The 26,522-nt window shown below is 64.9% G+C and carries 29 protein-coding genes; 18 read left to right on the top strand and 11 right to left on the bottom strand.

Annotated elements, in window-relative coordinates; genetic code table 11:
* Window positions 1-25 precede the first annotated feature (25 nt).
* From A3AS_RS0133800 to A3AS_RS0133825, 5 genes are all read right to left on the bottom strand, one after another.
* Window positions 26-871 carry a ChbG/HpnK family deacetylase gene (locus tag A3AS_RS0133800; protein ID WP_018321908.1) on the bottom strand — a complete coding sequence of 282 codons (846 nt, stop codon included), beginning with the start codon at window positions 869-871 and terminating at the stop codon, window positions 26-28.
* On the bottom strand, window positions 868-1,905 hold the full coding sequence (locus A3AS_RS0133805; RefSeq protein ID WP_018321909.1) for a glycosyltransferase family 2 protein: 1,038 nt from the start codon (window positions 1,903-1,905) through the stop codon (window positions 868-870). The genes A3AS_RS0133800 and A3AS_RS0133805 overlap by 4 nt, the downstream gene beginning before the upstream one ends.
* Window positions 1,906-2,003: 98 nt before the next feature.
* Window positions 2,004-2,981 (bottom strand): ATP phosphoribosyltransferase, encoded by a 978-nt coding sequence (gene hisG, locus A3AS_RS0133810; protein ID WP_018321910.1) that lies wholly within the window; start codon window positions 2,979-2,981, stop codon window positions 2,004-2,006.
* A 3-nt stretch (window positions 2,982-2,984) separates the two neighbouring features.
* On the bottom strand, window positions 2,985-4,136 hold the full coding sequence (locus A3AS_RS0133815) for an ATP phosphoribosyltransferase regulatory subunit (protein WP_018321911.1): 1,152 nt from the start codon (window positions 4,134-4,136) through the stop codon (window positions 2,985-2,987).
* A 350-nt stretch (window positions 4,137-4,486) separates the two neighbouring features.
* Window positions 4,487-5,245 (bottom strand): 16S rRNA (uracil(1498)-N(3))-methyltransferase, encoded by a 759-nt coding sequence (locus tag A3AS_RS0133825; RefSeq protein WP_018321913.1) that lies wholly within the window; start codon window positions 5,243-5,245, stop codon window positions 4,487-4,489.
* 210 nt (window positions 5,246-5,455) lie between these two features.
* Here A3AS_RS0133825 and A3AS_RS0133830 point away from each other — a divergent pair, with 210 nt between their 5' ends.
* Both A3AS_RS0133830 and ubiA read left to right on the top strand, forming a co-directional pair.
* Window positions 5,456-6,118 (top strand): hypothetical protein, encoded by a 663-nt coding sequence (locus A3AS_RS0133830; protein WP_018321914.1) that lies wholly within the window; start codon window positions 5,456-5,458, stop codon window positions 6,116-6,118.
* A gap of 141 nt (window positions 6,119-6,259) precedes the next feature.
* Window positions 6,260-7,213, top strand: coding sequence for a 4-hydroxybenzoate octaprenyltransferase (gene ubiA, locus A3AS_RS0133835; RefSeq protein ID WP_018321915.1), 954 nt, complete (start codon window positions 6,260-6,262; stop codon window positions 7,211-7,213).
* Window positions 7,214-7,315: 102 nt separating this feature from the next.
* Here the strand turns inward: ubiA and A3AS_RS0133840 are convergent, their stop codons facing one another.
* Window positions 7,316-7,834, bottom strand: a complete 519-nt coding sequence (locus A3AS_RS0133840) for a DUF6101 family protein (RefSeq protein ID WP_018321916.1) — start codon at window positions 7,832-7,834, stop codon at window positions 7,316-7,318.
* 265 nt (window positions 7,835-8,099) lie between these two features.
* On the opposite strand from A3AS_RS0133840, the gene A3AS_RS0133845 reads away from it, so the two are divergent.
* The 7 genes from A3AS_RS0133845 (at window position 8,100) to A3AS_RS49445 (ending at window position 14,299) form a co-directional block, all read left to right on the top strand.
* Window positions 8,100-9,518 carry a TldD/PmbA family protein gene (locus A3AS_RS0133845; protein WP_018321917.1) on the top strand — a complete coding sequence of 473 codons (1,419 nt, stop codon included), beginning with the start codon at window positions 8,100-8,102 and terminating at the stop codon, window positions 9,516-9,518.
* A 58-nt stretch (window positions 9,519-9,576) separates the two neighbouring features.
* Window positions 9,577-10,323: a 3'(2'),5'-bisphosphate nucleotidase CysQ gene (locus A3AS_RS0133850; RefSeq protein WP_371260734.1), complete on the top strand. Its 747-nt coding sequence runs from the start codon at window positions 9,577-9,579 to the stop codon at window positions 10,321-10,323.
* 63 nt (window positions 10,324-10,386) lie between these two features.
* Window positions 10,387-10,629, top strand: coding sequence for a DUF4170 domain-containing protein (locus A3AS_RS0133855; protein ID WP_018321919.1), 243 nt, complete (start codon window positions 10,387-10,389; stop codon window positions 10,627-10,629).
* Window positions 10,626-11,345, top strand: coding sequence for a lysophospholipid acyltransferase family protein (locus A3AS_RS0133860; protein ID WP_018321920.1), 720 nt, complete (start codon window positions 10,626-10,628; stop codon window positions 11,343-11,345). Before A3AS_RS0133855 ends, A3AS_RS0133860 begins: the two co-directional genes overlap by 4 nt.
* Complete coding sequence (locus A3AS_RS0133865) at window positions 11,308-12,642, top strand: 3-deoxy-D-manno-octulosonic acid transferase (protein ID WP_018321921.1); 1,335 nt, start codon at window positions 11,308-11,310, stop codon at window positions 12,640-12,642. Before A3AS_RS0133860 ends, A3AS_RS0133865 begins: the two co-directional genes overlap by 38 nt.
* Window positions 12,635-13,651, top strand: coding sequence for a tetraacyldisaccharide 4'-kinase (lpxK, locus tag A3AS_RS0133870; protein ID WP_018321922.1), 1,017 nt, complete (start codon window positions 12,635-12,637; stop codon window positions 13,649-13,651). The genes A3AS_RS0133865 and lpxK overlap by 8 nt, the downstream gene beginning before the upstream one ends.
* A gap of 9 nt (window positions 13,652-13,660) precedes the next feature.
* Window positions 13,661-14,299, top strand: coding sequence for a GYD domain-containing protein (locus A3AS_RS49445; RefSeq protein ID WP_245283343.1), 639 nt, complete (start codon window positions 13,661-13,663; stop codon window positions 14,297-14,299).
* A gap of 380 nt (window positions 14,300-14,679) precedes the next feature.
* On the opposite strand, the gene A3AS_RS45920 is transcribed toward A3AS_RS49445, so the two are convergent.
* Window positions 14,680-14,877, bottom strand: a complete 198-nt coding sequence (locus A3AS_RS45920) for a hypothetical protein (RefSeq protein ID WP_084674967.1) — start codon at window positions 14,875-14,877, stop codon at window positions 14,680-14,682.
* 508 nt (window positions 14,878-15,385) lie between these two features.
* Here A3AS_RS45920 and A3AS_RS0133885 point away from each other — a divergent pair.
* Entirely contained in the window at window positions 15,386-15,694 is a 309-nt protein-coding gene (locus A3AS_RS0133885; RefSeq protein WP_026202638.1) for a hypothetical protein, read from the top strand.
* A 139-nt stretch (window positions 15,695-15,833) separates the two neighbouring features.
* On the opposite strand, the gene A3AS_RS0133890 is transcribed toward A3AS_RS0133885, so the two are convergent.
* Window positions 15,834-16,061 (bottom strand): DUF2093 domain-containing protein, encoded by a 228-nt coding sequence (locus tag A3AS_RS0133890; RefSeq protein ID WP_018321926.1) that lies wholly within the window; start codon window positions 16,059-16,061, stop codon window positions 15,834-15,836.
* A gap of 190 nt (window positions 16,062-16,251) precedes the next feature.
* On the opposite strand from A3AS_RS0133890, the gene A3AS_RS0133895 reads away from it, so the two are divergent.
* Entirely contained in the window at window positions 16,252-17,076 is an 825-nt protein-coding gene (locus A3AS_RS0133895) for a dienelactone hydrolase family protein (RefSeq protein WP_018321927.1), read from the top strand.
* 270 nt (window positions 17,077-17,346) lie between these two features.
* On the top strand, window positions 17,347-17,490 hold the full coding sequence (locus tag A3AS_RS48630) for a hypothetical protein (RefSeq protein WP_018321928.1): 144 nt from the start codon (window positions 17,347-17,349) through the stop codon (window positions 17,488-17,490).
* A 191-nt stretch (window positions 17,491-17,681) separates the two neighbouring features.
* On the opposite strand, the gene xseA is transcribed toward A3AS_RS48630, so the two are convergent.
* Window positions 17,682-19,304 (bottom strand): exodeoxyribonuclease VII large subunit, encoded by a 1,623-nt coding sequence (xseA, locus tag A3AS_RS0133905; protein WP_026202639.1) that lies wholly within the window; start codon window positions 19,302-19,304, stop codon window positions 17,682-17,684.
* Between the two features lie 138 nt (window positions 19,305-19,442).
* On the opposite strand from xseA, the gene A3AS_RS0133910 reads away from it, so the two are divergent.
* The 4 genes from A3AS_RS0133910 to A3AS_RS0133925 all read left to right on the top strand — a co-directional run bounded on the left by A3AS_RS0133910 (window position 19,443) and on the right by A3AS_RS0133925 (window position 22,354).
* The gene (locus tag A3AS_RS0133910) at window positions 19,443-20,549 is read left to right on the top strand and encodes an alpha/beta hydrolase (RefSeq protein ID WP_018321930.1); all 1,107 of its coding nucleotides are present in this window, start codon (window positions 19,443-19,445) and stop codon (window positions 20,547-20,549) included.
* 292 nt (window positions 20,550-20,841) lie between these two features.
* On the top strand, window positions 20,842-21,396 hold the full coding sequence (locus A3AS_RS0133915; RefSeq protein ID WP_018321931.1) for a hypothetical protein: 555 nt from the start codon (window positions 20,842-20,844) through the stop codon (window positions 21,394-21,396).
* Window positions 21,397-21,461: 65 nt separating this feature from the next.
* Window positions 21,462-22,052: a hypothetical protein gene (locus tag A3AS_RS0133920; protein ID WP_018321932.1), complete on the top strand. Its 591-nt coding sequence runs from the start codon at window positions 21,462-21,464 to the stop codon at window positions 22,050-22,052.
* A gap of 2 nt (window positions 22,053-22,054) precedes the next feature.
* Window positions 22,055-22,354 (top strand): transcriptional regulator, encoded by a 300-nt coding sequence (locus A3AS_RS0133925; protein WP_018321933.1) that lies wholly within the window; start codon window positions 22,055-22,057, stop codon window positions 22,352-22,354.
* 183 nt (window positions 22,355-22,537) lie between these two features.
* Here the strand turns inward: A3AS_RS0133925 and A3AS_RS0133935 are convergent, their stop codons facing one another.
* Window positions 22,538-22,765 carry a hypothetical protein gene (locus tag A3AS_RS0133935; RefSeq protein WP_018321935.1) on the bottom strand — a complete coding sequence of 76 codons (228 nt, stop codon included), beginning with the start codon at window positions 22,763-22,765 and terminating at the stop codon, window positions 22,538-22,540.
* 293 nt (window positions 22,766-23,058) lie between these two features.
* Entirely contained in the window at window positions 23,059-23,619 is a 561-nt protein-coding gene (locus A3AS_RS0133940) for a hypothetical protein (protein ID WP_020508789.1), read from the bottom strand.
* A 463-nt stretch (window positions 23,620-24,082) separates the two neighbouring features.
* Between A3AS_RS0133940 and purD the strand changes: the two genes are divergently transcribed.
* Both purD and A3AS_RS0133950 read left to right on the top strand, forming a co-directional pair.
* Window positions 24,083-25,366 (top strand): phosphoribosylamine--glycine ligase, encoded by a 1,284-nt coding sequence (gene purD, locus A3AS_RS0133945; protein ID WP_018321937.1) that lies wholly within the window; start codon window positions 24,083-24,085, stop codon window positions 25,364-25,366.
* A gap of 229 nt (window positions 25,367-25,595) precedes the next feature.
* Window positions 25,596-26,498: an alpha/beta fold hydrolase gene (locus A3AS_RS0133950; protein WP_018321938.1), complete on the top strand. Its 903-nt coding sequence runs from the start codon at window positions 25,596-25,598 to the stop codon at window positions 26,496-26,498.
* The last annotated feature ends 24 nt before the right edge of the window (window positions 26,499-26,522 follow it).

The following is a 26,522-nucleotide window of genomic DNA, read 5'->3' on the forward strand; positions in this document are numbered from 1 at the left end:
CGACAAGCTGCCCCGCGGCCTGCTGTCATCCCAGCGTGGCGCGGCTGTCCGCCAGCAGACGCGCAAAGGCGTCGCCGGCCAGATAGGCGTGCTCGCGTTCGCGGACATCCGTCATCGGATCGAGGCCGGCGAGGACATCGTCGACGAAGCCGGGATGGCACATCACGAGGCCGCCATCCGGCAAGCCTTCCAGGAATTGCCGCATCAGCTCGCCAAAATCGGCCGCCCGCGTGAAGTCATAGGCGCCGGCAAAGCCCGGGTTGAAGCTGAGGCCGGCGCTGCCGGCACGGCGGCGGAATTGGGCGCTGAGGACGTCGAGCACGATGGCCTTGGGTGAGGCCAGCCGCTGCCTGAGCGGCAGGTCGCGGCCGCCCTGGCGCACCCAGGCGTTCGGCGCGCCTTCGCTGACCGCATCGACGAAGCCGTCGCGCACCTGCGGATAGAGCTGCACATGCTGATGGCCGTCGACGAAGTCAGGCGCGCGCCCGAACGCTTCGGCAAAGGCGGCGAGCTGCGCCTTCACCTCATTGCGGACGAATTCGCGGTCGAGCCGCCGCAAAATGCCCGCGCGCAGCAGCTTCGGAAACGGCATGAACATGTCGCCGTCGAGCGGACGAAAATGCATGGTGAGGGGGCGGAACGGCGCCGACAGCGTCACGTGCAATCCGATCGCGCAGCGCGGGCTCGTCTTCGCCGAGGCCTGGAGCGCCTCGACCTCGCTGCGCGCGATCGCAGGCCCCACCATCATCACCGAGGTGGCGTTGAGACGGCCGCGTTCGATCAGGTCGCGGATGGCGCGGTTGACGCCCGGGCTGATGCCGTAATCGTCGGCACAGAGCCAGATCCGCCGCAGGCCCGCGGCCGCGCTCATTCGGCGGCCGTCCTCTTCGCGGCATCGTCGGCTTCGAAGTGCTTTTCACTATGCTCGGCGACGAAGTAGATCGGACGCGCCTTCAGCTCGGACAGGATCTTGCCGATATATTCGCCGACGATGCCGATCATGATGAGCTGCACGCCGCCGATCGTCATCAGGCCGATCACGAGCGAGGGATAGCCGGGCACCTGCTTGCCGGTCGTGAACACCTCCCAGAGGATCGAAAGGCCGAACAGGAAGGCGCCACCGGCGAGAATGACGCCGAGCAGGCTGGCAAAGCGCAGGGGGGCGACCGAAAACGAGGTCAGGCCCTCGATCGACAGGCCGAGCAGGCTTGCGGCGTTGAAGGTGGTGACGCCGTGGGCGCGTGCGGCAGGCTCGTAGTCGACGCGGATCTGGCGGAAGCCGATCCAGCTGGCGAGGCCCTTGAAGAACCGGTTGCGCTCGGGCAGCTGCCTGAGCGCTGTGACCGCGCGCGGTGACAGCAGGCGGAAGTCGCCGGCGTCCTCGGGAATCTTCTGCCGGGCCCCCCAATTGATCAGCGCATAGAAGCCGTGCACGGCGACCCGGCGCAGGAAGGTCTCGTTGTCGCGATGCGCCTTGGCGGTGTAGACGACGTCATAGCCGTCATCGATCCAGTGCCGCACCAGCTGTTCGATCAGCGCCGGCGGATGCTGGCCGTCGCCGTCCATGAACATGACGGCGCCGAGCCGGGCATGGTCGAGGCCGGCCATCAGCGCCGCCTCCTTGCCGAAATTGCGCGACAGCGACACCACCTGGACGTCGATCGCGTCGGCCGGCAGCGAGCGCGCGATCGCCAGCGTCGCATCCTTGCTGCCGTCGTCGACATAGACGACCTCGCAAGCCAGCCGATAGCGCTCCCGCAAGGTTTTCGCGAGATCGCAGATGCGCTGGTGCAGGGCGGCGAGGCCCGCCGCCTCGTTGTAGACGGGGACGACGATCGACAGTCCCTTCGCGGCTGCGGTGCCTGCGGTCGTCGTCATGCCGGAAACGTCAGAGCCCAGCGTCATCGATCAAGGTTCCAGAGGCGTTCAAAGTCATCTCAACAGCATATGGTAGCCGCCATTTGCTGTCGCAAAGCTGAACGAAAAGCCGAACGTCCCCGGGCTCACCGCCGCAGGAACGCCTCGAGCTTGGCGAACAGCGGGTTCTCCCGGTCGAACACGTAGTCGAGCGAAACCACCGAGACGGTTTCGGCGCCATGCTCGCGCAGGAAGCTTGCCAGCGCATAGAGCTGCCCCGGTGGGCAGTGCAGCGTCAGCATGCCTGACGAGGTCGGCCCGCCGAACGGGGCCTCGACGCCGTACCGGCTGTGGGCTTCGCCGAGCAGGGCGGCGTCGCATTGCCGGAAGCGGGTGCGGACCTCGCGATACTTGTTGGCCCGCGCCCTTGCTGCGATGTGATCGAGGATGACGCGCGCGGTCTCCCGCGCCTGCGGCGTCCAGTCGGCCTCTTTCGAGGCGACCAGATTGGCCTGGCTGCGCAGGATCACGCCGTCGTCGAGCACCCGCAAGCCGTTGGCGGCAAGCGTCGCGCCCGTGGTGGTGATGTCGACGATCAGCTCGGCGCTGCCGGCCGCCGGCGCGCCTTCGGTCGCGCCGCTACTTTCGACGATGCGGTAATCGGTGATCCCGTGGCTCTGGAAGAAGGTGCGGGTGAGGTTGATGAACTTGGTCGCGACCCGCATCCGCATGTGATGCTGCTCGCGGAAGCCGGTGGTGACGTCGTCGAGGTCGGCCATGGTGCGAACGTCGATCCAGGCCTGCGGCACCGCGACGACGACGTCGGCATAGCCGAAGCCGAGCCCATCGATCAGCGACACGCGCTTGTCGGCGTCCGCGATGTTCTCGCGCACCAGGTCTTCGCCGGTGACGCCGAGATGCGCAAGACCGCGCGACAGTTGCGAGGCGATCTCGCTCGCCGAGAGATAGGCGACCTCGACATGGTCGAGGCCTGCAAGCGTGCCGCGATAGTCGCGGGCGCCGCCGGCCTTCGACAGCTTGAGGCCGGCACGGGCGAAGAAGGCTTCTGTGTTTTCCTGAAGGCGACCCTTGGAGGGAACGGCCAGAACGAATGGCGCGCTCATGACTTAAGCTCCCACCTTGCGGCCGATCTTCGTCAGCGCGTCCACCCAGACCGAGAAGCCGACCGCGGGAATCGGTTCAGTCGATCCAAGCTGGGTCATCAGCCCGTCATAGCGGCCGCCGGCAACCAGCGGCTCGGCGCCGTTGCCCCGGTGGTGCAGCTCGAATTCGAAGCCGGTGTAATAGTCGAGCCCGCGCCCGAACGCGGTCGAGAAGCGCGTCTGCTTCACGTCGATGCCGCGCGCCGCCATGAAGCCGACCCGGCTCTCGAACTGGTCGATCGCAGCCGTGAGGTCGAGCTTGGCGTCGGCAGTGAGCGCGCGCAGCTCGGCGATGGCATCGTCGGGATTGCCTGCGATCGTCAGGAAGCGCTCGAGCACGGTGATCGCCTCGCGCGGCAGCGCGCCGCCCTTCAGCGTCGATTGCTCGAGGAAGCGATCGGCGATCTCGGCCGTGGTGCGTCCCCCGACATTGGTGGTGCCGGCGATCGACATCAGATCGGTGACGAAGGCGAGCGCCGCCTTGCGGTCGGAGCCGGCGAGGGCGGCGAGCACGCCCTCATATTCGCTGCGGGTCGCGGTGGTGGCGGCCGCGAGCCGTTCCAGATCCTTTTCCAGGCTGATCTTGCGATTGAAGTCCTTGACCAGGCGGCGGCGCCAGACCGGATAGAGGTCGAGCGCATCGAGCAGCGCGTTGAACAGCGCCACGTCGCCGGTGCGGATCTCGACGTCGCGGACACCGAAGGCCGCGGTTGCTTCGAGCCCGAGCGCCAACGTCTCGGCGTCGGCCGCGGCGCGGTCCTGGCGGCCGAATGATTCGATGCCGGCCTGCAGGAATTCGCTGGCCTGGCCGCTGCGGTAGCGGAACACCGGGCCGAGATAGCTGAACCCGGCCGGCTGGCCGGCACGACCGGAGCTCAGGTAGTCGCGCGCCACCGGAATGGTCAGGTCCGGGCGCAGGCACAGCTCCTCGCCCGTGAGGTCCGTGGTCAGGTATAGGCTCTTGCGGATATCCTCGCCGGAGAGGTCCAGGAACGGCTCGGCCGGTTGCAGGATGGCGGGCTCGGCCCTGACGTAACCGGCCTGCGCGAACGACAACAGCAGCGTATCCGCCCAGGCGGCGGAGCCGGCAGCATTTGAGGTGGCAGTCGCGGTCATAACTGGGTCCATCGTCCCGGTGGAACCGGGCAGGCAAGGGGAGGCAAGCGAATTGCGCAGCCCTTAGCATGGTCGATGCGCGGTTTCGACCTCCAAAGGATCAATCGCTTAATGGACGGGCAATGGACGTTCTCGACGCGCGAGGGGAGCCACCTGGGCCGCCGCGGGCTCGCTCAACCTCTCCCGCTTGCGGGGGAGGTCGGCGCGAAGCGCCGGGTGGGGGCTCTTTCCGCTAGGGGAATTTCTCCCTAAGCCTCAGACAATCCCGACGCGGAGGCACCCCCACCCCAACCCTCCCCCGCAAGCGGGAGAGGGGGCGCGTCTCCCCTGCGGCTGCCAATCGAGCCTTGTCAGATGCCGGTCTTGCCACCCCAGTCGCCCAGCACCGCCTGCACCAGCGCCAGCGCGGCGACGGCGGCGGTATCGGCCCGCATGATCCGCGGGCCGAGCGCCAGCCGGAGGATCCTGGGCTGCCGCAGCAGCAGGGCGCGCTCCTCTTCGGCAAAGCCGCCTTCGGGGCCGATCAGCACGTCGATCCCCTGTCCGGCCTCGCGGGCGTTTTGCAGGCTTTGAACCGGGTTTTGCAGCTCCGCCGCCTCGTCGCAGAAGATCAGCAGGCGGCCCGCGGGGCGCTGACTGAGATACCGCTCCAGCGGCACCGGCTCGGCGACCGTGGCGATGCTCAGGATGCCGCATTGCTCGGCCGCCTCGACGACATTGGCGCGCATCCGCTCGGTGTTGACCCGGGAGGCCTGGGTGAACCGGGTCAGGACCGGATGAAGCGCGGCCGCGCCCATCTCGATGGCCTTCTGGACCATGTAATCCAGCCGGGCATGCTTGAGCGGGGCGAAAACGTAGGCGACGTCAGGCAGCCCGTCCTGGGGCCGGGTCTGCTGCAGGATCACGAGGCCGTCCGGCCGCTTGCGACCTTCGATGGCGGCCTGCCACTCGCCGTCGCGGCCGTTGAAGGCCAAAACCTCGGCCCCGGCGGCAAGCCGCAGCACATTGCCGAGATAATTGCTCTGGTCGCGGTCGAGCGGGATCCTGGCGTCCTGGGCAAGGGGAGCGTCGACGAACAGGCGGGGAGCGCGAAAATCGTGGGAGGGCATCGTTCAGGAGTCCGATTTGGGGCCGTTCTTAACCGAAAGCAGCCATTCCGGGGGTAAATATTGCCGAAATGGTGCGTCCCCGCGCCGCGCTATTGCCCTATTCAACGGGTTGTTAAGCGCCGGCGGGAATCGTAAAAACGCGAACACGCTGGTTGCGCTTCAATTGGGAAGACGCTGAACCCCGTAGCTCCTGCCGGAGAGACTATCCTGATGATCCGTCATTTGATGGTTCCGATCACTGCCGCCATGGTCACCCTGAGCACCGCGGGCGCCTATGCGCAAAGCGCCTTCCCGGCGCCGCTGCCGAACCAGGCCGCCACCAGTTCCGCGTTTCCCCCGGTGAACGGCTCGGCGCCGACCGCTTCGGTCGGCACGGCACCGCAATCGTCCTTTCCCGTGAATGGCGCCGCGCCCGTCGGCGGCGCTGGCGCGTTCAGCGCGGCTCCGCCGACCCAGGGCGGCCCCGGCGAGGACTGCATGAAGGCTTTCATTCCTCTGCGCGAGGAAGCCGAGAAGCGCGGCAAGCTGATCAAGGCCGCGAGCGATCGTCATGCGCCGCCGGACGAAGCCTGCAAGCTGATCCGCAATTTCAGCCAGGCTGAGACCAAGATGATCAAGTACATCGAGTCCCACGCCGCCAAATGCGGAATCCCGCCGCAGATCGGCGCGCAGATGAAGGACGGTCACAAGAATACCGAGGCCATGGCGACGAAGGTCTGCAACGTCGCGCAGCAGATGCAGAACCAGCCGCGCGGTCCGGCCGGCCCGTCGTTGAGCGAGGTGCTCGGTTCAGGCTCGGCGCCTGAGGCCAATGCCGGCAAGAAGGGCGGCAGCACCTTCGACACGCTCAACGGCAACGTCCTGACCCGATGATACACGTGCCGCCGATTTGAAGTTCCTACGGTGTTTGCCGCGAGATCCTCATGAGAACTTCAAATCGATAAGCGGCACGTGAATTATAGTTTCTTGCTAGTGCCCTTGTAGTTTTCGAAGTTCGTACCGGGATACGCCGCGATGGAATACGAACTTCGAAAACTGGACACTAGCACATCCGCCCGCGTTGCCGATTCCACCGGCAACTGGGTTGATACGCTCGCGCCGCCATGGGCGCGGCCCTATTTGCGATTGTCCCGCTTCGATCGTCCGATCGGCTCCTGGCTGCTGTTGATGCCGTGCTGGTGGTCGGCGGCGCTCGCGAGCGGCATGGCGCATGACGTCCGCGGACTGCCGCTCACCATCGTGCTGTTCTTCATCGGCGCCTTCGTGATGCGCGGGGCGGGCTGCACCTGGAATGACATCACCGACCGCGACCTCGACGACAAGGTCGAGCGCACCCGCTCGCGGCCGCTGCCGTCGGGGCAGGTGAGCACGAAGCAGGCGCTTGCTTGGATGGTCGTGCAGGCGCTGATCGGCCTTATCGTGCTGCTGCAGTTCAACCGCTTCGCGATTGCGACCGGCATCGCCTCGCTCCTGATCGTCGCGATCTACCCCTTCATGAAGCGCATCACCTGGTGGCCGCAGATCGTGCTCGGGCTTGCCTTTTCCTGGGGCGCCCTGATGGGATTTGCCGTCACCTTCGGCCGCATCGACGTCACCGCGATGGTGCTCTATGCCGGCGCGATTTCATGGGTGATTGGCTATGACACGATCTACGCGCATCAGGACGCCGATGACGACGCGCTGATCGGCATCAAGTCCACCGCGCGCCTGTTCGGTGCGCACACGCACCAGGCGCTGATCCTGTTCTACGGGCTCGCTGTGATGCTGATCGGTGTCGCGCTGGCCTCAGGCGATGCGCGCTGGCCGGCCTGGCTCGGGCTTGCCGCCTTCGCCGCGCACCTGGCCTCGCAGGTCGTGCGCTTGCGGATTGATGATCCCGAGCTGTGTCTGCGCTTGTTCAAGTCGAACAGGGATGCGGGTCTGTTGCTGTTTGCGGGATTGCTCGCCGACGCGGTGATGCGGGCGTAGCTCCCGTAGGGTGGGCAAAGGCGCCCTTGCGCCGTGCCCACGATCCTCTCAATGATTGACAAAAGGTGGGCACGCTTGCGCTTTGCCCACCCTACGGCACCTTCAATTCCTCGCGATGATCTCGCGTTCTTCGCGATGAACCGACAGCTCCCGCGCCATCGCAACACGGCGGCGCATCAGGAATTTCGGACGGCGGGCGCGGATCGCATTGGCGCGGCGGCGGCGGGCCGCGGGCTTGCGCGCGCCTTCGTCGAGCTGCGGAAGCGCGAACAGCTCGCTCCAGATCGCCAAGGCCTCGACGAGCTCCTCGCCGTCGGCGCCGACGAGCAGCGGAACGGAGAGCGAGGGATCGCGATGCACCAGGACGATGGCCTGCGCTTCGTCATTGCCGCGCAGTGCGACGCCTGTGAAGTCGCTGACGCGGACGTTGATCGCCATCTGCATGCCGCGAACGGCACGGCGAAGCACGACGCGTTCGCGATGAAGCTCGATCTGCCTGACATGTCCGTCGGCGCGCGGATCGTGCGCATCGAAGCGGACCGGAAGGGAAAGGGGGTCGAGCCGCAGAGAGCGGCTCGACCCGGCGGGAGCGACCCCGCATGTTGCTGTTTGACGCCTCACGGCTTTAGTTCTCCCCGCCGGGATTATGTTCCCGGTCGATGCGAGGACCTTAGCGCGCCGCTTTCCGAAACCGCTTAAAAAGGCTGGTTAACCCACCGTCACTGCTGCTCATGATTGACAAGACCTTGGCGCGCATGATTGACGAGACGTTGCGCCAAAGGTGCGAATCTGAGCTTTTGGCGGGCTGAAAATGCTTGAAGTCCGCGCGATCAGGGCACATCTGTGGGTTCCGGTCCCGAACCCCCGCCCCAACAGGATTTCGTTCGTGAACTCTTCACCATCCGCAAGCTCGACGCTTTCGTCCAAGGATTCCTCCAAGGGGTCAAAGGCCAGCCGCGACCTGTTCGACCAGTCCGCTTTGTCGGATCTGGCGCAGCGGCTGGTGGAGGCGGCCAAGCGCGCCGGCGCGGATGCGGCCGACGCGGTCGCGGTGCGCGGCGTCTCGCAAGGCGTCGAGGTGCGCGACGGACGCGTCGAGGAATCCGAGCGCTCCGAGGGTGACGACGTCGGCCTGCGGGTACTGGTCGGCCAGCGCCAGGCGGTGGTTTCGACCAATGACGTCAGCGGCGATGCCGTAACCAAGCTTGCCGAACGCGCGGTCGCGATGGCGCGCGTTGCGCCCGACGACAAATATGTCGGGCTCGCCGATCCCGCGCTGCTCGCGCGCGACTTCCCCGATCTCGATTTGCTTGATCCCGATGTGCCTGCCACCAGCGAGCTCGAGCGCCGCGCACTCGCGGCCGAAGCTGCCGCGCTCGCCGTGAAGGGCGTCACCAAATCCGGCGGCGCCTCGGCGTCCGCGGGCATGGGCGGCATGGTGCTGGTCACCTCGACCGGCTTCCACGGCTCCTATTTGCGCTCCAGCCAGGGCATCTCGGCCACCGCCATCTCGGGCGAAGGCACCGGCATGGAGCGCGACTACGACTTCACCTCGGCGCCGCATGGCGCGGACCTGTTGTCGCCGGAAATCGTCGGCCGTTCCGCCGGCGAGCGCACCGTGGCACGCTCCAATCCGCGCAAGGTCGAGACCTGCAAGGTGCCCGTCGTGTTCGATCCCCGCGTCGCCGGCTCCCTGGTCGGCCATGTCGTCGGCGCCATCAACGGCGCCTCGATCGCGCGCAAGACCAGCTTCCTCAAGGACAAACTCGGCCAGCAGCTGTTTGCGAAGAACATCCGCATCATCGACGATCCCCTGCGCAAGCGCGGCCTGCGCTCGCAGACGTTTGACGCAGAAGGCGTCGCCGTGAAGAAGATCGCGCTGATCGACGAGGGCGTGCTGACGACCTGGCTGCTCGACTGCGCCACCGCGCGCGAGCTCGGCCTTGCCACCACCGGCCATGCCCATCGCGGCGTCTCCTCTTCGCCTTCACCCGGGCCGTACAATCTGCATCTCGAGCCCGGCACACCGAGCCCGGCCGAGCTGATCGCCGAGATCAAGCAGGGCTTCTACGTCACCGATCTGATCGGCTCCGGCGTGAACGGCGTCACCGGCGATTACAGCCGCGGCGCCTCCGGCTTCTGGATCGAGAACGGCGAGATCACCTATCCCGTCAGCGAGGTGACGATCGCGGGGCATCTGTTCGAGATCTTCAAGTCGATGCAGCCCGCGAACAATCTCGAGTTCCGCTACGGCATCAATGCGCCGACGGTGCGCATCGAGGGATTGACGCTTGGCGGACGTTGAGGCGAACGCCCCGGGCGAGACCATCCTGACGCGCGACGCGGCCCTGCTGCAGGATACGGTGCGCGAGGCGGGTGCGCTGGCGCAGTCGATGTTTCGTACCGAACTGAAGAAGTGGACCAAGGGCGCATCCTCGCCGGTCTCCGAAGCCGACATTGCCGTCAACGACCTGCTCGAAGCGCGCCTGCGCAGCGCGACGCCGGATTACGGCTGGCTCTCGGAGGAGAGCGCCGACGATGCGGCGCGGCTGTCGCGGCGGCTGACCTGGATCGTCGATCCCATCGACGGCACGCGCAACTATCTCAACGGCCACCACGATTGGTGCGTCAGCGTCGCGCTGGTCGAGGATGCCGCGCCGGTGTTGGCCGCGGTGTTCGCGCCGACGAGCGGCGAGTTCTTCTTCGCCGCACGCGGCCAGGGCACCACGCTCAACGGCGCAGACGTGCAGGCTTCGCCCGGATCCGCGCTCGACTTCTCCCGCATCGCAGGCCCGAAACCGATGGTCGAGCGGCTCAACAGCTCAGGCGGCGAGATCAAGCTGCATCCGCGAATCGGCTCGCTCGCGCTGCGCCTGTGCCGGGTCGCCCATGGCGCGCTGGATGCGGCTTTTGCGGGGGGCAACAGCCATGATTGGGACCTTGCGGCGGCCGATTTGATCGTGCAGGAAGCCGATGGTAGGATGAGCGACCTCTCCGGAGAACCCATCCTCTATAACCGCCGGGAAGTGGCGCACGGGGTGCTGGTGGCAGCGGGACGCGATCGTCATGCGGGCATTGTCGCGCATTTTCGAAACCGCCCCTTGGCCTAAAGCGCTTTTCGTCGTGCTCGTCGAACACTGCTTTTGCCGGGCAGCCCGTTAGGAACAGAACTCATGCCAGATAGTGCCCCGCAACAACTGCTTCACCTCGTCATCGGCGGTGAGCTCGTCGATCTCGAGCGCAACACCTTCAAGAACCTCGACGACGTCGAGATCGTCGGCCTCTATCCGAATTACGCGACCGCCCACGCCGCCTGGCGGGCCAAGGCGCAGAGCACGGTCGACAACGCGCAGATGCGCTATTTCATCGTCCACCTCCACCGATTGCTCGACCCGAATCAAGAACCGGCGCGTTGAAAAAACTGCTTCGCAATACGCTGCGAAGCAGCTTCGTTCAGCGTGCCGTCGGGGTCCTGGCGGCCGAATATCTGCGTCTGGTCTGGCGGACCAACAAATTCACGTTGGATCCGCCCGACGTCTATGCGCAGGTTGAGCCGCAGCTCCCTGCGATCTTTGCGTTCTGGCACGGCCAGCATTTCCTCACGCCCTTCATCAAGAACCAGAACAAGGCTTCCTATCGCGCCAAGGTCCTGATCTCCCGCCACCGCGATGGCGAGTTCAATGCGATCGCCGCCGAGCGGCTCGGCATCGGCACCATCCGCGGTTCCGGCGATCATGGCGGCGCCTTCCACCGCAAGGGCGGGGTCGGTGCCTTCAAGGAAATGGTGCGCACGCTCCAGACCGGTTGTAATGTCGCGCTGACCGCCGATGTCCCCAAGCGCTCGCGCGTGGCCGGGCTAGGCATTATCATGCTGGCACGGGAATCGGGGCGGCCGATCATGCCTTTCGCGATGGCGACCAGCCGCTTCGTCCGGCTCAAGAACTGGGACCGCACCACCATCAATTTGCCATTCGGGCGGGGCGCATTGGTCGGCATCAAGGAGATCCACGTTCCCGCAGATGCCGACGCCGCCATGATGGAAGCGTTGCGGCAGGAGCTGGAAGACACGTTGAACGAGGCGACCCGCCGCGCCTATGCGCAACTCGGCCGCCCGGGACCGGAAGATGCCTAATTCGTTGCCGATGACGCTGCGGATGTATCAGCGGCTGGCCTCCGGCCTGGTGCCGCTTGCGCCGGCGCTGATCAAGCGGCGGCTGAAGCAGGGCAAGGAGGATCCCGCGCGCGTCGGCGAGCGGCGCGGCCTGTCCCGGGACGTGCGGCCGCATGGTCCGCTGGTCTGGATCCACGGCGCCAGTGTCGGCGAGGTGCTGGCCGCTGCGGCGCTGGTCGAGCGGTTGCGCGATCTCAATCTGCGCATCCTGCTCACCTCGGGCACCGTCACCTCGGCCGCCGTGGTCGCAAAGCGGTTTCCGCCCGACGTCATCCATCAATACGTGCCGTATGATTCCCCGCGCTATGTCGCGCGCTTCCTCGATCATTGGAAGCCGTCGCTGGCGCTGTTCATCGAATCCGATCTGTGGCCGAACCTGATCCTGGCGGGCGCTAGCCGCCGGGTGCCGATGGTGCTGATCAACGGGCGGATGTCGCCGCGCTCCTTCCCGCGCTGGCGCCGCATGCACGGCACCATCTCGGCGCTGCTGTCGCGGTTCGACATTTGCCTGGCGCAGTCGAAGACCGATGCCGAGCGTTTCTCCGCGCTCGGCGGCCGCGACGTCGTCACCACGGGCAATCTCAAGCTCGACGTGCCGGCGCCGCCGGCCGATCCCGCCAAGCTCGAACGGCTGATGGCGATGACGCGCGGGCGCCCCATCATCGTCGCGGCCTCGACACACCCGGGCGAGGACGAGATGCTGGTCGCGGCGCATCGCGGCCTCGCCGGCTTCTTCCCGCAGCTCCTCACCGTGATCGTGCCGCGCCATCCCGATCGCGGCTCCTCGATTGCTGGCTTGATCACCGCCTCGGGCCTGAAGCCGGCATTGCGCTCACGCGAGGAGCTGCCGACCGCGACCACCGACATCTATGTCGCCGACACCATGGGCGAGCTCGGCCTGTTCTACCGGCTGTCGCCGATCGTGTTCATGGGCGGATCGCTGATCCGCCATGGCGGCCAGAACCCGATCGAGGCGATCAAGCTCGGTGCCGCGATCGTCCATGGCCCGCACGTCTTCAACTTCGCCGATGTCTATGAGGCGCTCGACGGCAGCGGCGGTGCGCGCCAGGCCGACACGCAGGAGGCGCTGGTCAAGCAGCTCGGCCAGCTGCTGGCCGATCCCGCCTTGCGCGACAAGATGCAGCGCGCGGGCAGCGGCGTGGTCGAGGAGCTCGGCGGCGCACTCGATCGCACCATGATCGCGCTCGAGCCGTATCTGCTGCAGCTGCGGATCGAGATGGGAGCCGCCAATGCGTGAGCCGGCCTTCTGGTACCGGCCACGTTCTCTCCAGTCGTACGTGTTATGGCCGCTCGGAGCGCTCTACGGCGCGATCACCGAACGGCGCATGCTGCGCAAGGGCGTGGATGCCGGCATCCCCGTGATCTGCGTCGGCAATTATCATGTCGGCGGCGCCGGCAAGACACCGACCGTGTTGGCGCTGACGAAGCTTTTGCGCGAGCTCGGCGAGACCCCGGTGGTGCTCAGTCGCGGCTATGGCGGACGCCTGCAGGGCCCGGTCATGGTCGACCGCGCGCGCCACACCGCGTCCGACATCGGCGACGAGCCCTTGATGATGTCGCGCGACGTCCCGGTCGCGGTCGCGCGGGATCGCCTCGAGGGTGTCGCGCTGGCGAAGTCGCAAGGCGCCACCGTCATCCTGATGGACGACGGTTTCCAGAACCCGCGCCTGGTCAAGGACACTTCGCTGATCGTGATCGATAGCGAACGTGGCCTCGGCAATGGCAAGGTGTTTCCCGCCGGCCCGCTGCGCGCGCCGCTGAAGACGCAGCTCGCGCGCACCGATGCGCTGGTGCTGATCGGCGACGGCCGTGCCGCCAACGATGTCGCGGCCGAGCTTGCCAAGCGCGACAAGCCGGAGCTGCGCGCGCGTCTGAGGCCGGACGCCGGGTCGGTCGCAAGACTGTTGGGCAAGACGGTGTTTGCGTTCGCGGGCATTGGCGATCCCGAACGATTCTTCCGCAGCTTGCACGCCTGTGGCATCGAGGTCGCGCGCACGCGCGCCTTCGCCGATCATCACATGTTTTCAAACGACGAGATCGCAGCGCTCGCAGCGGAGGCGCAGCGCGAGCAGTACACACTGGTGACGACGGAAAAGGATCTCGCGCGCCTCCGCGGCCGCGAGGGCCTGCCTGCTAGCATCGTGCCGTTCGCTGTGCAGCTCGAATTCGATGATCCGACAGCGCTCCGGCAATTGATCAGCGATCATCTCTACAAGGCGCGCGAGCGGCGATTCAGCAGGCGATGATCTCGTTTGGTGGGTAAGCTAGTCCGCCGCAGCCAAAGAGCGGAGGATGGAAAAACAATTCATCCATCGCCATGCGGTATTCGACAACTGATCGGGCGACATGTCGCGGCTGATGAATTCTCTTCCGCACGTTCGGGAGTTGATGTAGCCTTTGATGAGAGCCGTCACCGGGACGTGCCGACCTCCCGGAAATCATCGACGGCGTTTATGCCCACGGCGGGCAGTACCTTCATCACTTCAGATGCAGCGGCCGTAACGATCAGTTCGGAACGGCAGGGAAAATCATTGCCAAAAACCAGAGGAGAACATGCCATGCATTTTTGCCTCACCGGACAGTACACCCCACGCGCTCTCAATGCCATTTTGGAGAATCCCACCACCGATCGCCAGGAGGCGGCACGAAAGCTCATCGAAGCGGCCGGCGGAAAGCTGCTTTCGATGTACAGCGTTGCGGCCGACGGCCCGGGCGTTTTGGTGATTTTCGATGTGCCTGATCCCGGTGCGGCGCCGGCCATTTCCGGCCTGACCGTCACCGCAGGCACCCTGCAGAATGTGAAACTGACCAGGTTGTTCACGCAGGACGAGATCAAGCAGGTCCGCCAGAACGCGGCGAAGCTGCGTTCTTCGTATACCCCGCCCGGAAGCTGACATCGGGATCTGAAGCGCTGAAGCGCGATGCGATGAGGATGAATCGTCATCGCGCTTTAGGTTGTTGTTTAAGCATGATCTTTTCGGAAAACCGCTGCGCACTTTTCCGGATCATGCTTTAGAGCTTCGGTTCTGATTGAAGCAGAACCGGAGCTCTGGATTCCCGTTCTTGGCGCGTCGTCTTCACGCGTACCGGTATCGCAATTCAGCAATCAGTCGTGCTCACCACGCCCCGACGGCCATTAATCCAATAATGGTCAGGCACGAGACGCAGGCTACCGCGACGGTATAGCATTCGGGTGTATTCATTGCTCACTCCCAAACTGTTGCCAATTGCTTGGTCACTGCTACGCGGGAGAGATCGCCGGTCGCGGGCCACTTCAATGCGGCAGGCCGTGAACGGTCTTGCGATGTGCGTCCGTCCTCTCATCGTCAACCTGATCCGCAGGATGACGAAGCGCTTCGAGAGCTTCGGAGCGTTCAGCTGCGATCAGAAGCTGTTTGCGCATTTCAGCGAGACGGGCGCGACAATATTCACGATAGAGCAAGTCCAATATGGTGGGCATGATCACCCCCATCGTTTGACTCTCGATTTACAGATATTCCACCGCAAATTTTCGAGGTGATCGTAGCCCGTCGGATGGCTCTTTCGATATGAGCCCGTTCACAGACCGCGCCAATTCCAAAGCTCGATGGCTGTTTGGTTGACTTGATTGTCTGTGCGATAAAAGGAACAGGGCCAATTACCTAACGAACACTGTAGCAGCTCTCTGTTCAACAAGACTTCGTCAAACAACTTAAGGGCGCCGGATTGCAACAAAGAATCCAACCACAACGCGAAATGACTAACTACGGAGTGCAAGTATTCTTCGATGCAACGCGGATCGGCACGACGGAGATCTTTTCCTCGGTGAGACTCGCGGTTCAGGTGCACGCGAACATCGTCTCCATCCCCATGACGCGAAAAAAAGCTGCACCGCTCGCGCCACGCCGCACTGCTGCGCTTTGCCTGCCCTGCAGCAGCCTGCCATTCAGGCGACATTCATCGCAAAACGCCTATCGGTTCCCGACGATCAGGAGAATTCGATGAAACTGCCGTCCGCGACCGTCGCCGCCAGCCTTGTGTGTCTGATCGTTGCGCCCGTGTTCGCGCAAACTCCCGCGCCGACAGCAAGCCCGACCGTCACCGTGCCGGTTCCTGCGACCAAGCGCGTGACGTGCCTTGCCACGACCGCGAGCCTGAAAGGGCAGGACAAGCGCGACCAGCTGCAGCTCTGCATGGCGCAGGCGCGGCTCGATTGCCTGAAGCAGGCGATCGATCAGAAGGTCGTCGGCGAAGCCAGGAAGAGCGCGATCAAGACTTGTGTGGGGGCGGATGGTCCCGAGCAGCAATAGCAGAACGACGCCAAGCGTTCGGTCTCGTAGGGTGGGCAAAGGCGCAAAGCGCCGTGCCCACGGTCTCGTCGCAATCAAGACGAACAACGTGGGCACGCTTCGCTTTGCCCACCCTACGAGAGTTACGAGAGCGGAAAACTCATTGCTGCGGTTTCGGCGCGCCCGGGAAATGCCGCTGCAGCACGGCGGCGGGTGTGGCGTAGGCCTCTTGCAAATCCACGCTCCAGTACTTCAGCTCATCGAGCGGAATCCGCGTGTCGGTGATGGCACAGCGCACGAAGGTCCCCGGCGAGATCACGCGGAAGTCGCCGTCGAGATATTGCACTTGCGCTTCGCCATGGCCCGAGGGGCCGAACTTGTTCAGCACGGTCGAAAGTCTCCGTGGAAGGCCGCTCCGTGGAAACCCTGGAGGGCGATGTGTTGGACGGGATGTAGCATAGATAGGGCGGCTTGTCCGCCCGGTAAACCCACCGGTTTGTGATGTTTTGCCGCCGTTTCCGCGTGATAGTGCTTGGGCGAAGGATCGCTGGTTCCGGCATCTCCTGTGGCAGAGTCCGATGCGCCTTCGACTGACCGCCCTGTTTCTGACGCTGCTGATGTCCGCCGCGCATGCCGCGCCGGCGCCGCAGCCGGTCGACATTCCGCTGGCGTCCGGCGTGCTGCACGCGCAGCTCTACAAGCCTGAAGGTCCGGGGCCGTTTCCGGCCGTGGTCGCGCTGCACGGCTGCGACGGCCTCAGCAGTCATTCCGATCCCGTGCTGCCGCGCTACCGCGATTGGGCCGAGCGCCTGCTCAGGGCGGGCAATGCCGTGCTATTGCCCGACAGCTACGGCTCGCGCGAGCTCGGGCCGCAATGCCGCGTCAAGGAGATGCACGTCAAGGCGCGGCGTGAGCGCGTCACCGACGTCGCAGCATCGCGCGCCTGGCTGATGAAGCAGTCCTGGGTGGCGCGCGATCGCGTCAGCCTGATGGGCTGGGCCAACGGCGCGAGCGCGCTGCTGTGGGCCGTGCGGCCGCAGAGCGCGGCGCGCGACCTGGCGCCCGATTTCCGCGCCGCGATCGCGTTCTATCCGGACTGCCGGATCTCCGCCGGTCTCGGCTGGAGCACGCGGGTGCCGACCCTGGTGCTGATCGGCGCCAATGACGACGTCTCCTCGCCGCCGGCCTGCCGCCAGATGGTCGAGGGCGCGCATGGCCGCAGCGCGCTTGCACGCATCGTGGTCTATCCCGACGCCTATCACGATTTCGACCGCGCCAACACGCCGCTGCACGCAGCCGGCGGCAGCAACGATGCCGCCGTGCCCGAGCGCGGCCATCTCGGCACGGATGCCGAGGCGCGCGCGGAGTCGCAAAAGGACGTCGCGCAGTGGCTGGCGCGGTAATGGATGTCCCGTAGCCCGGATGGAGCGCAGCGCAATCCGGGACAGCGCAGCGCGTGGCACGAACCCGGATTACGCTTTCGCTCCATCCGGGCTACGGGTCTTCCAAAGCGGGGCCGTCCGAGGAACAAATTCAGGCGGACAGCCCCGCATCGACCACCGCCCTGCACGGACTGTGATGGCCGACCGAGAATCTACGGATCGCGCGCGGCGCCGGTTTCAGCAGGTGAGGGCGCCTTAGTTCGACCACGATGTCGATTAAACGCAGTCCTCATGCGTATCGTCCTCTTCGCCTCCGCACTGGCCGTCTTCACCGTCGCGATCTTCCTCTACGAAGCCCACGCCGGCGCCCCACAGCGCGCACCGGAGCATTGCGGCTTCTGGACCACGATCGACGCGGGATTGTCGTGCCGGTGAAGTACATCGGTCCAACACCGTCACCCTGAGGCGGCCGCTTCTTCAGCGGCCCTCGAAGGGCGACGGCCCGGCTGCATCGCGGCCGTACATCCCTCGAGGCTCACCTTGCGATGCGTCCGCATCGCAAGCCTCGCACCTCAGGATGACGGGTTGGCATTGGGAGTGCTGCGATCGCAGAGGCGTCTCACACCTCAGAACAAGCTGCCCTGATCCACCGGCTTGGCCACACGCTTCGGCGCGGGCTTTGCGTCCGCCGCAGCCGACTTTGGCTGCGCGGGCGTGCGCTTCGTCGTTGGCGCCGGGCGATCCGCGTCCGCGGTTGCGCCCACGCGCCCATCGGCAAACTCGATCTCGAGCCGCGCATTCGGCCCGATGCTGTCGGCCGCATGCACGGGATGCCCCGCCTCGTCCCGCACCAGCGCGAAGCCGCGCGCGAGCACGCTGCGGTAGGACAGTGCGGACAGCAGCTTGCCGCTGTTCTCGACGCGGGCCTCTAGCCGCTGCAGCAACGTGACGAGCGCGCGGCCGGCGCGCTCGCTGAGGCGATGCGTGCGCTCGCGCTGGCGGGCGATCGTGTTGCGCTGTGCCTGCGCATTGGAGAGCTTTGAGGCGCGCAAGCGAACCTCGAGCCCGGCAAAGCGGTCGCGCCGCCGCCGCAGCAGCGAGCGCGCGGACAGGCCAAGCCGTTCGCCGCACACGGTGAGGCGGTGGTCGGCCTGAGAGATCTGGCCGTGCAGCACCCGCAGCGTCAGCTTTGAGCTTGCGGCGGTAAACCGGCGGAAATGCGCATGCGTGTTGGCCTTGAGGCAGCGGGGCAGGGATGCGCCCGCCGAATCCAGCCGCTGCCGCGGGATCGCTAGCAGATCGCCGGCCGCCGGCAGCGCGCGTGCGGCGGCGCGCAGCTCGCTGCGACGGCTTTCCTGGGCGCGCTGCCAATAGGCGCGGGTGCGGCGTCCGAGGTCTGCGACCTCGACGAACAATTCGCTGCGCACAGGCACGGCCATCTCGGCCGCCGCCGTCGGCGTCGGCGCGCGCTTGTCGGCGACAAAGTCGATCAGCGTGATGTCGGTCTCGTGCCCCACCGCCGAAATCAGCGGGATCATGCTCTCGGCCGCCGCCCGCACCACGATCTCCTCGTTGAACGACCAGAGGTCTTCCAGCGAGCCGCCGCCGCGCGCGACGATCAAGACGTCGGGGCGCGGAATCTTGCCGCCCGGGGCAATCGCGTTGAAGCCGCGGATGGCGGCCGCGACCTGCTCGGCCGAGCCGTCGCCCTGAACTTTCACCGGCCACACCAGCACGCGGCGGGGAAAGCGGTCCTCCAGCCGATGCAGGATGTCGCGGATCACCGCGCCGGTCGGTGATGTCACGACGCCGATCACCTCCGGCAGCCACGGCAGCAGCTGCTTGCGCGCTTCGTCGAACAACCCTTCCGCGGCGAGCTTCTTCTTGCGCTCCTCCATCAGCGCCATCAGCGCGCCGATGCCGGCCGGCTCCAGCGCCTCGATCACGATCTGGTATTTCGAGGAGCCCGGATAGGTCGTGAGCTTGCCGGTGGCGATGACCTCGAGCCCTTCCTGGGGCTTGAAGCGCATCCGGCCGTGTACGCCCTTCCAGATCACCGCCTCGATCTTGGCGCTCTCGTCCTTGAGCGCGAAATAGCAATGGCCGGAGGAGTGGGCGCCGCGGAACCCCGAGATCTCACCGCGGACCCGGACATGGCCATAGGTGTCCTCCACCGTCCGCTTTAGGGATTGGGAGAGCTCGGAGACGGTGAATTCAAACGCGTTGTTCAGTTGTTCCGCAGGCGGCATCGGCAAACGATTCGGCATTTTGGGGTCAGACCCGACGTTAAGGATTTTCGCCGCGCGGCGCCAATCGAGGGATAGATCTGGAGAGTACTCTGTAATATAGAGTTCTCTATTGATTGATGAGTTTGAGGGAGGTAAGCCATGGCGGTCCGGTTGCTGCGCGGCGCTTTGAGCGGTCTGAAATGGGTCCTGTGTGCGGTCGGCGGCGTGGCGCTGATCCTGACTGTGATGATCGCAACGCCGCTGGAGCGGCCGCCCGAGATGCGGTCGGTCTCCGACTCCGCCAAGGGGATCGACTGGTCCACCCTGCCGCCGCTGGAGCGCTTCCAGGCCCGCGACGGCACCTGGATCGGCTATCGCCATTACGCGGCCAAAGCGTTTTCAAGCGAAGTGGAAGCCGGTTCGCGTGAAGAAAACGCGTCAAAACAAGAATCCGGAGCCCGATCCCATCGGAACGGAAATGGCTCCGGCGGCCCGGCGGCGGGCCGCGGCGCGATCTTCATCCATGGCTCCTCCGGCTCCAGCGGCACCGTCAACCACGCGCTGACCCACGCCATCGCCGCGCGCGGGGTGGAGACCTGGGCGCTCGACATCCGCGGGCATGGCGGCTCCGGCACCCGCGGCGATATCGGCTATGTCGGCCAGCTGGAGGACGACCTCGTCGATTTCGTTGCCGAAGTTCGCAAGACCGCGCCGGATCTGCCGCTCACTCTGATCGGCCATTCCGCCGGCGCCGGTTTCTCGCTGCGCGTCGCCGCGACGCCGATCATGCAGGACATGTTCGTGCGCACCGTGCTGCTCGCGCCCTATCTCGGCTATGACGCACCGACCAACCGGCCGAACGCAGGCGGCTGGGCCAATTTCAATGTCCCGCGCTTCCTCGGTCTGACGGCGCTACGCAAGCTCGGCATCGACTGCTGCTCGCAGCTTCCGGTGCTGGCCCTGGCGGTGCCGCCGAGCTCGGCGAAGTACCTCGTCTCCATTTATTCCGATCGCCTGACGCGCAATTTCGCGACGCGCGGCTATCGCGTCGATCTCCCCTTGACGACGCGCCGGGTCACGATCTTCGGCGGGGCTGACGATGAGATGATGATCTCGGACAAATATGCAGAAGCCGTTCAGGCGGTGAAGCCGCAGGTCGACGTCAAGATCATCGACGGCATCAACCACATGGGCATAGTCACCCAGCCGAAGGCGATCTCCGTCATCGCCGAGGACGTGGCAACGCGCGGGGCAGGGCAGTCATGATGCGGCTCGCAGGTGGCAGGGCAATCGCATATGGAGCACGATGCCGCCGCATTGGCACTGCGCTCCCTCCCCCGCTTGCGGGGGAGGGTTGGGGAGAGGGTTTTTCCGCGTTGGGGTTGTCGAGAATTTACCGAGTACGTCCCTGCGCGGTTCTTTCCTCCCGGGGATTGTCCCGTTGCGGAGGTACCCTCTCCCCAACCCTCTCCCGCAAGCGGGAGAGGGAGCCCAGGGCCGATGCCGCTGCGTTGTGTTCACCATACGCTGCGATGATGCCGGGTTGATGGGGACCGATATGATCGATAGCAAGCAAGCTGCGGAGTCCCTCGCCGACATCGACGACATCGTCCAGCGCGTGAAGCAATCGCAGCTCTATGAGCTGGCGAGCCTCGCCGCGGTCTGGTGGGGCGTGCTGGTGTTCGCAGCCAATCTCGTGACCTGGCTTTGGCCGATCTACGCGGCCTATGCCTGGGTTGCCGCGGATGTTTTCGGCGTCGGTGGCCTGATTGCACTTCGCGTGCTCGATCCGAAAAGCCACCCCTTTGGCGCCGGCGTCGGCATCAGGCTGTTCCTGGTATTCGCGCTGTTCTTCGCCTTCGGTTATTTCGTCACCAACGTCGTCGGTCATTTTGGTCCGCGCCAGCTGGGAACGTTCTGGCCGATCTATTTCATGCTGTTCTACACACTCGCCGGGCTGTGGTTCGGCTACGCCTTCGTTGCGATCGGCCTCGGCATCACGGCGCTGACGCTGATCGGCTTCTTCTACATCGGCGAGGCGTTCCCGCTCTGGATGGCCTTCGTCAATGGCGGTGGCCTGATCCTCGGCGGCCTCTGGATGCGGCGGATCTAGCGCATGACCGGGCTCGACGACATCATCCACCAGCCCGCAGCCAATACCCAGGAAGGAGCGCGCCGGTGATCGACAGCCATCAGGCTCCTGAAGCACTGAACGCCAATGAGCATGCCGTTCGTCGTGGGCAGCGGTCGCAGGTCTACCTGGTCGCGGGTCTCGTCCTGCTGATATGGGCCGTGATGCCGTTTGCCGACGATGTCCTGATGTGGTTCTGGCCGCGCTACGGGGCCTATTATTGGAACAGCTGGTTCGTGGTGAATGACGGGCTGTATTTCTGGTTTGCACTCTACGTCGTCTCGGCTCTCGGCCTCGTTGTTCTCGGCGCCTGTCATCTTTCGAGAAACGGCATCCGCCTGTTCGACAGGCGCACTCTGCTGGCGCTGCTGCTGATCGCCGCCTTCGGCCTCGTCTGCTGCACTTTCGGCAGGTTCTCGCCGCGCCAGCAAACGGTGTTCTGGCAGGTCTACATCACACTGGTCTACCTGACGGCGGGGCTTCGGTTCGGCTACGCCTTTGCACCGCTCGGCGCGACCATCATCGCACTGACGCTGATCGGATATTTTTATATCCCGGGTGTGCCGCTGTTGCCGTGGATGGCGGCCGTCAATGGCGGCGCGCTGATCGCGGGGACCCTCTGGATGCGGCGGGGCTAGGCGTGGCGGAGCTCGACGACATCATCCACCAGCCGCTGCGGCTGAAGATCATGGCGGCGCTGAACGCGCTGCCTGCGACCGCGGGGCTGGAGTTCTCGCGGCTGAAGAAGCTGACCGGCGCCACCGACGGCAATCTCGGCGCGCATATCGAGACGCTGGCGAAGGCGGGGTATGTGTCCGTCGAGAAAGCGTTCGTTGGCAAGAAGCCGCAGACCACGGTGACTGCCACTGCGGCGGGGCGCGGGGCGTTCGCGCGGCATGTGGCGACGTTGCAGGAGATTATTGCGGGGAGGCAGTTCTGAATCGGGGGCGGCTAGGGCAGTTGTTATTTTCGATCGCCCGCTACGAAACTGAAGATCATGCCAACCAAACCCAGCGCCAAGACAGACAAGGTCACGTACCAGTATTCGTACATGTAGTAGATGGCCAGAAGTGCTCCGGCAGCCGCGATTTGCGCTAGGTGTTCCATTCGTCTTTCCCGACGGTCATAGCTTCGCAAGCGTCATACGAAGCAAACCATCGATCATATGCTTCTCATAGTCACTCAGCGGCGCACCAGTCTTGAGCTTCTCCGCAATCTTGTCGTCACGCACAGCACTCAACGCAAACTCCAACACATCACCAGCAAGAGGCTCATCCCTCTTCAAATGACGCGTCAAACGGCTCGACAACTTATTGAAACGCGTACGATTCGGATTCTTCTCCTCCTCCATAGACTCCAAAAACAGCTTTAGAACTCTTCGCCGAATTGAATTTTCCCATGGCCGTTCCTCCTTATCAAACAGGAAGACACAATTGGGAGCGCTTCGCAAATCTGCCGTTCAGCTCGTAGGATGGGTTGAGCCAATGGGAAACCTATCGCATTCCCATTCCCGCTCTCTGTCTTCGCGGCTAACATCCGACTGCAAGTGACGATGAATCACGGATAGCGCTAGGTCGGCTAGCTTACGGACGCTTCGCGAGACAGATGTGATGGGGTTCGCAACGGCTCAACCCATCCTACGGGCTACGGATCCCCCGACCGAACAGTCACGAAGGTGGGGGCAGAACAGGCTCCTCCGGCTCCCGCTTCGACCACTATCGTTTCCGTTACATCCGCGCCCATGCGCTCGCGCTGCTCCCATTTCTCCGCCCACTCCGGCGTCAGATTTTGAAGCCAACGACTAAACTCACTTTCGATAATGGCTGCCGTTTCCTGCCAATCGTTCGGCTTGAATTTTTCGTCCTGGTCTTCTGTCCGGCCATCCGTCAAATGTGAAATTTGTTCATTGATCTTGTCGATCAATTTAGTGCGGATGAACTTCTTGTCGACTTTGAACGAGGTATTCGTGAAGTCGGTCGGATTGAACGCGCAGGCGTCCCCGTTCTTGAGAAACTCGATGAGATTACGACAGTGAAGCGCGAATCCCTCAACGTACAGGTTCTGCTGAAACTGATTAGGACCGCGTTCAAGAGCGGCTGCCAAAGACAGCCTCATCATCGACAGCTCATACGGGATGTGGTGCTTGATGATGCGATCGATCGCGCTCAAAGGGATATTCTTAAACTTCGGCTTGTGAACTGCCATCGGCACTTCTCCGCGGCTTCCGGGTAGGTAGCAAGTCAATCGAATTGATCGTCAATCTATCGAGGGACTTATCACCCTCGGGTCTGCTTAAGGATTCAGCGCTGACCTCGCGCCACCGTACTACCTTGGCCAGTGCTTTTCTAACTACCTTTTCCCTACCAAATCCCGCCCTAACGCAGCATCGACGCCACGGTCGACGCCGAGTAGGCCAAGCCGCTCAGCGTAGTGTGGCTCTGAGTAGCCAGCTCGGCGGAGACGGCGCGCAGGAACTCGCGGCGGGCGATGGCAGATCGCAAGGCACTCGACCAGTGAGGGGCCTTTCCCCGAAGGGAGACGGGCAGTGAAGCGCGCCTGATAGAGCTCAGAGGCGCGGAATGACTGGGAGTTCGGGCCCAGCCCCCTTGAGCCCCGCCGCGATTCGTGCGACCTCCGCCCCCAGCAAACCCCTCATTTTGAGCCCTCGATGCACATTCTCCTGCTCGGTTCCGGCGGCCGCGAACATGCTCTGGCGTGGAAGATCGCGGCGTCCCCCTTGGTGACCAAGTTCTGGTGCGCGCCCGGCAATGCCGGCATCGCGCGGGAGGCGGAATGCGTGGCGCTCGACGTCGCCGACCATGCTGCGGTGATCGACTTCTGCAAGACCAACAAGGTCGAGCTCGTGGTGGTCGGGCCGGAGACGCCGCTGGCCGCCGGCATCGTCGATGACCTCACCGCGGCCGGCATCAAGGCGTTCGGGCCGAGCAGGATTCCCGCCCAGCTCGAAAGCTCCAAGGGCTTTACCAAGGCGCTGTGCACCGAGTTCGGCATTCCGACCGGCGCCTACAAGCGCTTCACCAATGCCAAGGACGCGCGCGACTACGTCCAGAGCCAGGGCGCGCCGATCGTCGTGAAGGCTGATGGCCTTGCCGCCGGCAAGGGCGTCGTCGTCGCCAAGACCGTGCGCGAGGCCGAAGACGCCATCGCCATGATGTTCGAGGGCGCGTTCGGCGAGGCCGGCGCTGAGGTCGTGATCGAGGAGTTTCTGCCGGGCCGCGAGATCAGCTTCTTTGCGCTGTGCGACGGCGAGACGGCCATTCCGCTGGCCTCCGCCCAGGACCACAAGCGCGTGTTCGACCACGACGTCGGCCCGAACACCGGGGGCATGGGCGCCTATTCGCCGACGCCTTTGGTGACGCCCGCGATCCACGACGCGATCATGGCGAAGATCATCTTGCCGACGGTATCAGGCATGAAGCAGCGCGGCACGCCGTTCCGCGGCATCCTCTACGCCGGCATCATGCTGACGACGCAGGGCCCAAAACTGTTCGAGTTCAACGTCCGCTTCGGCGATCCCGAGTGCCAGGTGCTGATGCTGCGCATGATGTCGGACATCGTGCCGGCCTTCCTCGCCGCCTGCGACGGCCAGCTGAAGAATTTCGATCTGCGCTGGCATCCGGACTCCGCGCTCACCGTGGTGATGGCGGCCAAGGGTTATCCCGGCGACTACCAGAAGGGCACGCGGATCGAGGGGCTCGATGACGCGGCGAAGGTGGACACCGTCGAGATCTTCCACGCCGGCACGGTCGAGAAGGACGGCGCGATCCTCGCCAATGGCGGCCGTGTGCTCAATGTCTGCGCGCTCGGCAAGACCGTGACGGAGGCGCAGGCCCGCGCCTATCAGGCCGTCGACCGCATCAGCTGGCCCGAGGGCTTCTGCCGCCGCGACATCGGCTGGCAGGCGGTGGAGGCGGAGAAGGCCAGGGGCTAACAAGCAGCTGACAAGAACCGGCTCGCGATCCCGGACGGCGCTCAAAGCCCGCCAATCCGAGAATCTCGAGGGCTTGTGTCACCGCGCCGCCATATCGACATTCCAGAATGTGCAATCAGCTGTTGGGGTTAGTAGCCCCGCCGATGATACCGCTACTGTGCATGGGGTTGTTTTCGCAATTTTAGGTGTCGGGGCCGGCCCCGACTGACCCTTTAAAGGATGCAGAAAGATGTCCGATCTCGCCGACCTCTATCCGGATTTTGCCGCCGAATGGATCAATACCTCCTTCGGCCGCATCTTCGCCCGCGTCGGCGGCAGCGGGCCGCCGCTGCTGCTCCTGCACGGCTTCTCCGAGACCCATGTGATGTGGCACCAGGTCGCGCCCGAGCTGGCCAGGCACTTCACGCTGATCATCGCCGATTTGCCGGGCTATGGCTGGTCCGACATGCCCGAGAGCGATGCGCTGCACATCCCCTACAGCAAGCGCGCCATGGCCAAGGCGATGGTGGAAGTGATGGAGCGGCTCGGCCACGTGCACTTCGCGCTGGCCGGCCACGACCGCGGCGGCCGCGTCTCCTACCGCCTCGCGCTCGACCATCCCGGCCGGCTGTCGAAGCTCGCGGTGCTCGATATCCTGCCGACCTATAATTACTGGGAGCGGATGAACCGCGCCTATGCGCTGAAGATCTATCACTGGACCTTCCTGGCGCAGCCCTATCCGCTGCCGGAGACGCTGATCTCTGGCAATGGCGAGTTCTTCCTGCGCTTCAAGATGGCGAGCCAGACCAAGTCGAGGACGCTGGAGGCCATCGACCCGCGCGCGCTCGAACATTACCTCGCCCCGTTCCGCGATCCCGCCCGCGTGCATGCGATGTGCGAGGATTACCGCGCCGGCGCCTATTTCGACTACGACCTCGACAAGGCCGATTTCGAAGCCGGCAAGAAGATCACCATTCCGATGCTGGCGCTGTGGGGCAATGCCGGTGTGGCCCAGGCCGCGGCGACGCCGCTCGACACCTGGCAGCAATGGGCGACGAACGTCGTGGGCATGCCGGTGGATTCCGGGCACTTCCTCACGGAGGAGAATCCCGACGTGACGGCAGAGGCGCTGCGCGAGTTCTTTTCGGGCTGACGATCTTGTAGCCCGGATGGAGCG

Origin of the sequence: Bradyrhizobium sp. WSM2793, from assembly GCF_000379585.1 — a bacterium.
Taxonomy (GTDB): Bacteria; Pseudomonadota; Alphaproteobacteria; order Rhizobiales; family Xanthobacteraceae; genus Bradyrhizobium.

Coding starts and splice junctions, on each gene's coding strand:
- xseA (WP_026202639.1), bottom strand. CDS start 19,304: ATGCCGCCTGCGGAACAACTGAACAACGCGTTTGAATTCACCGTCTCC.
- A3AS_RS0133815 (WP_018321911.1), bottom strand. CDS start 4,136: ATGACCGCGACTGCCACCTCAAATGCTGCCGGCTCCGCCGCCTGGGCG.
- A3AS_RS0133895 (WP_018321927.1), top strand. CDS start 16,252: ATGCGCCTTCGACTGACCGCCCTGTTTCTGACGCTGCTGATGTCCGCC.
- A3AS_RS0133935 (WP_018321935.1), bottom strand. CDS start 22,765: ATGGAGGAGGAGAAGAATCCGAATCGTACGCGTTTCAATAAGTTGTCG.
- A3AS_RS45920 (WP_084674967.1), bottom strand. CDS start 14,877: ATGGGGGTGATCATGCCCACCATATTGGACTTGCTCTATCGTGAATAT.
- A3AS_RS0133950 (WP_018321938.1), top strand. CDS start 25,596: ATGTCCGATCTCGCCGACCTCTATCCGGATTTTGCCGCCGAATGGATC.
- A3AS_RS0133915 (WP_018321931.1), top strand. CDS start 20,842: ATGATCGATAGCAAGCAAGCTGCGGAGTCCCTCGCCGACATCGACGAC.
- A3AS_RS0133855 (WP_018321919.1), top strand. CDS start 10,387: ATGCCAGATAGTGCCCCGCAACAACTGCTTCACCTCGTCATCGGCGGT.
- ubiA (WP_018321915.1), top strand. CDS start 6,260: ATGGAATACGAACTTCGAAAACTGGACACTAGCACATCCGCCCGCGTT.
- A3AS_RS0133910 (WP_018321930.1), top strand. CDS start 19,443: ATGGCGGTCCGGTTGCTGCGCGGCGCTTTGAGCGGTCTGAAATGGGTC.
- A3AS_RS0133825 (WP_018321913.1), bottom strand. CDS start 5,245: ATGCCCTCCCACGATTTTCGCGCTCCCCGCCTGTTCGTCGACGCTCCC.
- A3AS_RS0133830 (WP_018321914.1), top strand. CDS start 5,456: ATGATCCGTCATTTGATGGTTCCGATCACTGCCGCCATGGTCACCCTG.
- A3AS_RS48630 (WP_018321928.1), top strand. CDS start 17,347: ATGCGTATCGTCCTCTTCGCCTCCGCACTGGCCGTCTTCACCGTCGCG.
- hisG (WP_018321910.1), bottom strand. CDS start 2,981: ATGAGCGCGCCATTCGTTCTGGCCGTTCCCTCCAAGGGTCGCCTTCAG.
- A3AS_RS0133940 (WP_020508789.1), bottom strand. CDS start 23,619: ATGGCAGTTCACAAGCCGAAGTTTAAGAATATCCCTTTGAGCGCGATC.
- A3AS_RS0133885 (WP_026202638.1), top strand. CDS start 15,386: ATGAAACTGCCGTCCGCGACCGTCGCCGCCAGCCTTGTGTGTCTGATC.
- A3AS_RS0133865 (WP_018321921.1), top strand. CDS start 11,308: ATGCGCAACTCGGCCGCCCGGGACCGGAAGATGCCTAATTCGTTGCCG.
- lpxK (WP_018321922.1), top strand. CDS start 12,635: ATGCGTGAGCCGGCCTTCTGGTACCGGCCACGTTCTCTCCAGTCGTAC.
- purD (WP_018321937.1), top strand. CDS start 24,083: ATGCACATTCTCCTGCTCGGTTCCGGCGGCCGCGAACATGCTCTGGCG.
- A3AS_RS0133805 (WP_018321909.1), bottom strand. CDS start 1,905: ATGACGCTGGGCTCTGACGTTTCCGGCATGACGACGACCGCAGGCACC.
- A3AS_RS0133800 (WP_018321908.1), bottom strand. CDS start 871: ATGAGCGCGGCCGCGGGCCTGCGGCGGATCTGGCTCTGTGCCGACGAT.